We start from the raw sequence: 8357 nt of genomic DNA on the forward strand, positions 1-8357 counted from the left end.
GAGAAGTTGTTGCAGCGAGGGGCTGCCGTGCTGTCGGATGCAGAGTTGCTGGCGGTGCTGCTGGGCTCGGGAGTAGCCGGGCGTAACGTGCTGGACCTCGCGCGGGGGCTGCTGGTGCGCTTTGGTGGCCTCAGGCAGTTTCTTGAGGCTGATCGTGAAGCCGTGCTGTGCGAGCCGGGTATTGGCGTCGTGAAATACGCACAGCTGCAGGCGCTGTTGGAGATTGGCCGGCGGTACCTGGATGCAAGCATCGAGCGCGCAGCAGTGCTTGATGGCCCGTGGGCGGTGCGGCGCTATCTGAAGGCGATGCTACGGCATGAGGCCAGCGAAGTATTCGGTTGCCTGTTTCTGGACACCAAGCACAGGCCGCTGGCCTTCGAGGTCTTGTTCAGGGGCACCATAGACCGGGCCAGTGTCTACCCGCGAGAAGTTGTGAGGCGGGCGTTGCAGCATAACGCCGCAGCTTTGATCCTGACGGGTTATGGTGTCAACTCTAGTGTTTCACTCGGCTGAAGTGCCCGAGATAGAAGCATTCCTTGATGCTTATTCAGATTTTGATGTTCCATATTCAGTGTTGCAGAGCAAATTTGATTTTAGGCCCAGGCGGGCCACCACAGCAGTCAGCTTCACCAACAATTGTGATGCTAGGTCCCGGATGACTGGGGCTCAGGCTGTTGCTTGCGGTTCACAGAAAAGCTGGGAATTCCTACCCATCTTCCCGAAAAAGCTGAACATTACGGCAAAATCTGATGGAACCTACTCCACGTGGCCAAGGGATCCTACATCGCTGATGGCATTTTGACCTTCTCCACTCATTGTGTACCGCTGGATAAAAAGGCGAGAATGCGCGCGCAATGGAAGGCATGATGCGCGCAGGTCGGCGCTCTCGTGGCAGGATGTCACCGGCTTCATGCCTCCACAGCCAAGGCTCGCACGAGCCTTTAAGCTTAATGCCAATTTGTGGAGAGTGATGTGCTGAGTGACGACGACCAAAAGCTAGCCAAGATCCTTTTTGGCCTTCTGAAAAATGCGACTAGCCAAGCCGTCGTCAAGGAATTCCTCCGGACGAAGGGCATCCCCGTTTCTGCGCAAAACTGGGACGATCTCTATGAGAAGCGGATCGAGCCTGCCCTCAAGGATAAAAAACTTGCCCTGAAAGACCTCCGTGATCTACTGCAGCAGGTGGAGGAGTTTGGCAAGCAGCACTCGTTCCTTTTCCAGTGCACTGAAGAGCGGGCAATCGGCCTGCTGTCTCCTACGCGCATCGCTTCAATCGCAGCAGCTGAGGGCCTTTCGGGGCTGTTTACTCACCCGCTGGATCTTGAGATGCCCGACGAGGCCACAATCGTCGACATCCGCCTGTACCGTCCGGACCCGCAGAAGACACCGGTTTCGCTTACGATCAAAGTCGTCGAAAGCCGTGACATCAATCGTCTCAGCGCTGTGGAGACGGATCCAGCAACTGGCGAACTGATTCGACGCTATGCGACCACAAAAAAACGTGCGGTGAATATTGTTCACCTGGACCACACTGGTTTATTGGAGTTTCGTATTGCCTCTCAAGATAATCAGGCAAAGAAATATTCCGAGCTCTTGTGGGTGTTGAAAAACAAAGTAAGGAAATTTCTACCGGACGATGGGTTCGCTGAAGTTTCGCTTAGCCCCGCTAAGAATAAGATTCTGCGCGAGCGCGATAACCTCTCCCAAGAAATCAGATATAGCAATTCAACGGCTCGAAATGAATTCGGGGCCCAAATGCAGATTACCTCCGCATCGGTTGATGAAAACCTTTCATCGGATGAGGGTTCGATGTCTGCGTTGGATCGCTTCTTGGAGCGTGATGGCGAAGTGACGGGAGCCAATATTTACGTTAAACTACCAGACAGTGATCCTCCCCGTGAACTGAGGCTTTTGATTTCGGGTGAGAGAAACGAGTTTGCGGTGACCGTAGCGTGCTCCGCCGGAGAATACGAATATGTTCGCGGAAAAGTTATCGCCTTTAATACTTAACCATCCAGACGAGGCTGAAGGCCTCCGAAGATTGGCTAGTTTTATCCAGGGCTATGAATCCCAGGGTGGCGAAGCTTTGCCTAGAATTCGGCTAAACCCGAATCGCATGTTCGATATTATGCAAGCCGGTACTTCCGCGCACCTTGCAATCTTGATTAATATCTTGGTAACGGGCCGGATTATCAAGAGATTCCTTATTGTTAGGTGCCCCAGCGGCGAAGGTCTCTCATTCCAATCTTACGGCGATATCCCAGAGATTGTTCGTGATCCTGGGATGGATACCGAATTTGAAGTACTTGCCGCCAACGTGGAACCAACCTATAGATTGGTGCTCGATTGAAGCCTGTTGATATTGTTACCCTTGTTCGATCGACTTGGGAAAATACGATTGAGACCAAACGACTGGCCCAGCTGCAGGCAATTAGGGCAACTCTGGATGCCGAGCATCTGGAGCTGTTTGACTCGTTAGTCGATATGCAGATTTCTAATGTCAAAGATGATGCTCAGGCCATCACGCTCATGCTTGTCCATGGTATTCAAACTGATGGTTCCTGGCACGAGCTGGTAAAAGCAGCCTTCCGAGATGTTGCTCATGTCAGAGTCAAAGGTCTTGGCTACCATTGTGTGACCGCGCTGCAGCTTGCGTGTCCGTTTCGATCTACGCCAATCAATAAGATCGCAAATGACTTCCGAGACGCACGGCTTATGGAACCGACTGCTCGCATTATGGTCATTGCCCACAGCTTCGGCACCTATATCATTAGTCGGATCCTCGCCAAATACACTGACATCAACATTGAGAGAATTGTTCTCTGCGGCTCCATAATAAAAGGCAATTATGCCTGGGAGAAGCATGCTCGGCACATGGCTGCAGGCAACATCGTCAACGATGTCGGGACGCGAGATTTTTACCCCGTCCTAGCTACCTTTTCGACTATAGGCTACGGCGGGACTGGTCGAAACGGATTTAAAAATACACGTGTAGCTGACCGTTACTTTGATTACGGCCATAGCGATTTTTTTGAGCCCGACAAGGACCATATCGTCAAATATTGGAAGCCTTATATTCTAGATGGGACCATCGTCGAGTCTGAGTGGGATAGCATAAAGCCGAAGACCCATCTGGGAATCATGCTGGCTTGTCACCCTTGGATCGGCAGACCTGCCTTCTATGCAACCGTTGGGTTAATTACAGCTGCCGTAGCGGGTTTGGCTTGGTGGCTACTCACCTGATCTTCCACTGCTCTGTTTCAGGGTCCCTTACCAAATGCTGCTCTGAGACGACATCCAAGCCTACGGACCTAAAAATACTGAGCATTAGCGTCATAGAATAGTAATAGAGTCGCTGGTGTCGTCCCTTGTCTGAGGCCACAAACACCCCGTCAATCCGTCCATCCTCACTAGTCGCGAATTCGAATACGTACGAGTGGATTACCTGGTTCGCGACAAAAGTCATATCCCGCAGTTCTTTGTAAACTTTAGTAGTTTCGTAGTTTTCCATTATGTTGTGCCGATTGAAGTAGTCTACTGTCTTGCCACTGGTGATCGGGTAGTACGGTAGATGGAGCTTAATTTTCTTCGTTGATTCAGAGATTTTGTAGGTCTCGATTAGCTTGCGTACCGTATAAAAACTGACAAAAATTTCACGTTCTGCTTTCGCATAAATGCGCCCTTCAGAACGCTCTTTTACACGAGCCTTCTCAAGCCAACGAGCTGAACGAAGAAGTGACTTCCTCCAATCATCAGACTCGTAAATCATCAGGATTCTCCTTGACTGAGAAATAAATAAAGCGTCAGTCTATTACTGCTGCATCAATACAATATTATCACCTCGGCTAGCATAGGACGCAATAGGTCAATGACCCAGGCTCTAAAGCAATATATCGCGAAAAGCATTAACTCAGTTATAATGATGGCCCCGCTTAAACGGGAGGTGATACGCCTCATCATATGCTGCTCTATAGCAATTATCCTGAATGCCATCCTATTCTTTGGTGTAGAAAACGACGGTACCATCAAGCCATGGGCAGAGATACCACTGAAACTGTTCGCCTCAACAACTTTATTTGCCTTTATGGTGAAGATTTTCCTTCCGCTTTTCGGTTGGACCATATTGAAGGCAGTGTTATTGAGCGCCAATAATGCCTTTAGTGGGGTGCTAAGCTTTCTAGGGAATCAATTTACAGGTGCTTTGTATTGTTCGGCCTTTATCCTGGCTTCTCTTACACTTAAGCAGTATGTAATTTCAGGGTTTATGGATCCTCAATTGGCTCTGATGGCGCCTACTGTTCTCTTTGCGGGCTTCTTGTACTTCTATATTTTTCAGTGCGCTATTCAAAAAACAATGACGCCTGCTCTGTGTGCTCCGCCTCTCCCGCGCTCTAGCAGGGTGCCGTGACTACCTGTTCTTGTAGGGGCAGGTTCGAATAGCAAGAGTCACTTGATGGCGTGATTTGATCTCTATCCTGGTGCCATAGCATGGCGCCAAAATTCCGCCGGCATAAAAATCTCCTGCCTGACACAATCAGAATAATAAATGCTACGAAAGTAGGCTGCGTACTGAGCGATTATGGAAAACTTCGCTGGAATCTATTCGTCATTACGTGATAAAAATTATTCTGTGCCCCGGTAAAGTGGCACAAAAATATAGAGCAACAGTTCAAGGGAATAGATATGGCTCAGTATAAGCACGGCAATTTTCTGCACAAAAGTGATCATTCGGAGTACGATAAAAAGTATTCGCCTGGTACCGAAGCGCCAAATCCAGGCATTTACCGATGCGTCTCCTGCGGGGATGAGATCGGTATTGCCAAAGGGCATGTTCTTCCTCCACAGAACCATCACCAGCATGCACCTGGCGCGGGCAAGATTGAGTGGCAGTTAGTGGTTTTTGCACAGCAGCGGAAATAAGGTTTTTGGGCTCAGTAGAGCTCTGCAACGTGGGTTCTACTGAGCACTCAATAAAAGGACGGAATCCGTATTGACTATTCAAACCACTATGAGGAGGGTGATCGTGAGCGTGCCTGGTTACGCATATATTCGGATATTAGATTGCCGAAATTGATGTCGGCCTCTTCAACAAAAATATTGACGTGGCAGTAAAACTCTTCAGGACCCCTGAGATAATTGAAAATTCTTGATCTGACGACGCCACAAACCCCCGCTTTGACGGCCGTAGAGGGTAGGTTGACTACATCGCCAACACATGGGATAAGAGCTAAGCCATGCTCACTGTTAAAGACAATATCAGCTGAGCGGTCATCAGGCCTGACAAACTCTTGATCCTCCGAGACCTGCTGATAATCAATGCTATACCTCATGCACAGCCTACCTCATTTGCGGGGTAAGGAATCAGCGCCGCGGGTCGTAAATAGTAAAATCCAGTTCAGTAGGCACGTTTGCGACGGAATTAGTTAGCCGATCTCGATACTATATAGTTTGGCAATTAACGCTTTTCAAGTACATACCCTACGCCTCTAAGTGTGTGTATCAGCTTGGTTTCGAAGGGGTCATCTATCTTGGCTCTGAGTCTTCGAATCGACACCTCTACAACGTTCGTGTCGCAATCAAAATTCATATCCCAAACCTGAGAGATAATCTGCGTACGGCTCAGTACCACCCCGGTGTTACGCATCAAGTAGTGCAGCAACGCGAATTCTTTGGTGGTCAAATCAATACGCTGACCGTCCCTGAATGCCCTGTGCCGGCTTTGATCAAGTTCCAGATCGGCCACGCGAATGACCTCCACAGATGCGGGGTGATCTGACCTGCGCATCAAGGCGCGAACCCGGGCTAGCAGCTCTGGGAACTCAAATGGTTTGATCAGATAGTCATCTGCGCCGTTCTCCAGCCCCCGGACCTTATCCGCCAATCGGCTTCTCGCCGTCAGCATCATGATGCGGGACGGGCAGTTTTTACGGCGCAACAACTCAAGGACCTGCCAACCGTCCATCTCTGGTAGGTTTATATCGAGGATAATCAGCTCGTACTCATGCTGCTTGGCCAAGAATAATCCATCTGATCCGGTGTGGACGCAATCTACGACATAGCCACACTCTGTAAGGCCTTGACGCACATACTCCGCAGTTTTTACTTCATCCTCAATTACCAGAATTCGCATGGGATTATGTCTCGATATCACTGAGCAATTAACCGCGCACGCGCGCCGGCATTATTGAAATGGATGGTAAATCAAAATGAGCGTGTTGGGGTTCAAATGACGGATTTGTAATTTCTAGGTAATACAGTTGATAGTCTGGAGGTATATCTTGTCGCGGCTTGGGTTTGACAGTTGCGGGCCCTCTCTCCAGCGGATGATTTGACCATATGAAATACTGGGTTATTTTCTTCTTTGTGCTAGCTTCGTTCCGTTCGGATGACGGCGAGGTCGCTCATGTTGAGGAGACTGGTCATTGGTGTAGTCATGAACTTCACCGGCATGCAATGCGTACAATCGAACGCTTACTTGAATTTTAGGCAAAAAAAAGGCGCCCAATGGGCGCCAAATATCCACCTTTTACCAAAGGAGCAATTAAGCCACTCAAGGTGAATTCGTAATGCTCGTTTTACTAATCGGACCAGCCGTCGAAAGACTGGCCCGCTCAGCGAATTACAGAATCGAAAGCGGGTACTCGATGATTACACGAGTTTCATCCAGATCCGATTCGAAAGCAGTGGCACGCGTGGTTGCCTGGCGCAACCGGAAGGACAAGTCTTTTGCCGGACCGGTTTGCACAACGTATTTGACTTCGACGTCACGCTCCCAACGCTTCTGATTGTCGAGCGGGTTGCCGTTGTCGTCGGTGCGCATGTAGAACTGGTTAGCGTTCGAGTAATCCGCGCCCGAGCCTCTGGCGTAGCGGGTCATGAACGTCAGGCCTGGGATGCCGTAGCTGGTGAAGTTCAGGTCATAGCGCAGCATCCAGGAACGCTCTTTCGGCGAGTTGAAGTCGCTGTACTGGATGGAGTTGTCGACGAAAATCGAGTCCGACTGACGCAGATAGTCGAAATCGTCGTCGCCGTTGTTGCGCTGGTGCGACAGGGCCAGGGTGTGGGCGCCGTAACGCACGCCGACCTTGGCACTCCAGATGTTGTTGTCGAATTCACCCAGGCGCTTCTTACCTTCATCTACGGCTTTGTAGTAGTTGAAGCCACCGATCAGCGCCAGATCGTCGCTCAGCGGGTAAACAACGCTGGTGCCGGCGTAGTACTGATTCCAGACGTCTTTCAGCTGGCTGGCGTAGACGCTCACAGTCCAGTTGTCGTTGATCGAGTAGTCACCACCACCGTAACCGATCCATGGCGAGTTGACCGGGCCGCCGTAGAAGGTCACGAAGTTGTCGTTCAGGTTGCTGGAGACTGGCTGGCTCATGGCGTGCAGTCGACCACCCTGAAGGGTGAGGCCTTGGATGCTGGTGTTCTCAACGGTCACGCCGCGGAAGCTTTCTGGCAGCAGGCGAGAGTCACCGGATGCAACGACCGGAGTCGATGGGAAAACATCACCTACTTTCACGATGGTATCGAACAAGCGGACTTTGGCTGCACCGCCGACCTTGGTGTATTCGTCGCGAGCTTCGCCCTTGTTATCAACGGGTAGCACGTCGAAGGAGCTACGGCCGCCGTTGCGCCCATCACCGGTGTCGAGCTTGAGGCCGATCATGGCGAAGGCATCAACGCCGAAGCCAACGGTACCCTGGGTAAACCCAGAGTTGAATTTACTGATGATCGCGTGCGCCCAGGCTTCGGAGTAGCCGTTGGTATTGCCCTTGCCACTGTTGTAAGTGGGGGCGGTGCTGTCGCGATTATCACGGTTGAAGTAGAAGTTACGGTTCAACACTGTAAGGCTGCTGCCTTCAATGAAGCCTTCTGGCTTGTCTTCAGCTTGTGCCGAAATAGCGTAGCTTCCAGACAGCGCAGAAACTGCCGCCAAATACAGTGGTACTTTGATTTTCATCCGATGCTCCTTTGATTCACGGCAGTTTTTATTATGTTTACCGGCGCGGGTGTCGTTAATTGTTCTGACCCGGCGGCGCGCCTAGCGTAGCGCGAGCTCATATTTGCAGGCCGAAGATAACGGGAGGGTGATAGGACAATTACAATTTCGTCATCTGCCTGTTATTCGGCGCCTTCGCACCGCGTGTTTGCCATCTCCGTTGCTTGTAACGAAATCCTAGTGCCGGGTTTGGTTTCCCAGTATTTTCGGGCATTACAGGACTTTCTTACGAAATTGTAATTTTCTAGCCACCCCTCTGATAGCTACCGCTCATTAGAGTGCCATCACCTAATCAAGTGGGGCTTGGCAGCTGTTTCGGCGTTCTCGCCAAGCTTTATCGAAGTTTGTGCACGAG

The 8357-nt window shown here is 50.6% G+C and carries 8 protein-coding genes; 5 read left to right on the plus strand and 3 right to left on the minus strand.

The window, feature by feature from the left end:
- The 3 genes from radC to HP547_RS29745 form a co-directional block, all read left to right on the plus strand.
- The coding region (gene radC, locus HP547_RS24595) for a DNA repair protein RadC (protein WP_256676412.1) at positions 1–513 on the plus strand (513 nt) is incomplete at its 5' end.
- Positions 514–972: 459 nt separating this feature from the next.
- Positions 973–2010, plus strand: coding sequence for a hypothetical protein (locus HP547_RS24600; protein ID WP_003253411.1), 1038 nt, complete (start codon positions 973–975; stop codon positions 2008–2010).
- A 336-nt stretch (positions 2011–2346) separates the two neighbouring features.
- On the plus strand, positions 2347–3243 hold the full coding sequence (locus HP547_RS29745; RefSeq protein ID WP_014754857.1) for an alpha/beta fold hydrolase: 897 nt from the start codon (positions 2347–2349) through the stop codon (positions 3241–3243).
- Here the strand turns inward: HP547_RS29745 and HP547_RS24610 are convergent.
- Positions 3236–3769, minus strand: a complete 534-nt coding sequence (locus HP547_RS24610; RefSeq protein WP_003253416.1) for a hypothetical protein — start codon at positions 3767–3769, stop codon at positions 3236–3238. The two genes, HP547_RS29745 and HP547_RS24610, sit on opposite strands and share 8 nt — an antisense overlap.
- A gap of 99 nt (positions 3770–3868) precedes the next feature.
- Here HP547_RS24610 and HP547_RS24615 point away from each other — a divergent pair, with 99 nt between their 5' ends.
- Both HP547_RS24615 and HP547_RS24620 read left to right on the plus strand, forming a co-directional pair.
- The gene (locus HP547_RS24615; RefSeq protein WP_003253418.1) at positions 3869–4408 is read left to right on the plus strand and encodes a hypothetical protein; all 540 of its coding nucleotides are present in this window, start codon (positions 3869–3871) and stop codon (positions 4406–4408) included.
- A gap of 275 nt (positions 4409–4683) precedes the next feature.
- A complete protein-coding gene (locus HP547_RS24620) occupies positions 4684–4920 on the plus strand; it encodes a hypothetical protein (protein ID WP_074059229.1) in 237 nt (78 codons plus the stop codon).
- A gap of 535 nt (positions 4921–5455) precedes the next feature.
- On the opposite strand, the gene HP547_RS24625 is transcribed toward HP547_RS24620, so the two are convergent.
- Both HP547_RS24625 and HP547_RS24630 read right to left on the minus strand, forming a co-directional pair.
- The gene (locus HP547_RS24625; protein WP_003253420.1) at positions 5456–6130 is read right to left on the minus strand and encodes a heavy metal response regulator transcription factor; all 675 of its coding nucleotides are present in this window, start codon (positions 6128–6130) and stop codon (positions 5456–5458) included.
- A gap of 489 nt (positions 6131–6619) precedes the next feature.
- On the minus strand, positions 6620–7963 hold the full coding sequence (locus HP547_RS24630; RefSeq protein ID WP_003253422.1) for an OprD family porin: 1344 nt from the start codon (positions 7961–7963) through the stop codon (positions 6620–6622).
- Between the last annotated feature and the right edge of the window lie 394 nt (positions 7964–8357).

The organism is Pseudomonas sp. CM27, assembly GCF_013179515.1.
Taxonomy (GTDB): domain Bacteria; phylum Pseudomonadota; class Gammaproteobacteria; order Pseudomonadales; family Pseudomonadaceae; genus Aquipseudomonas.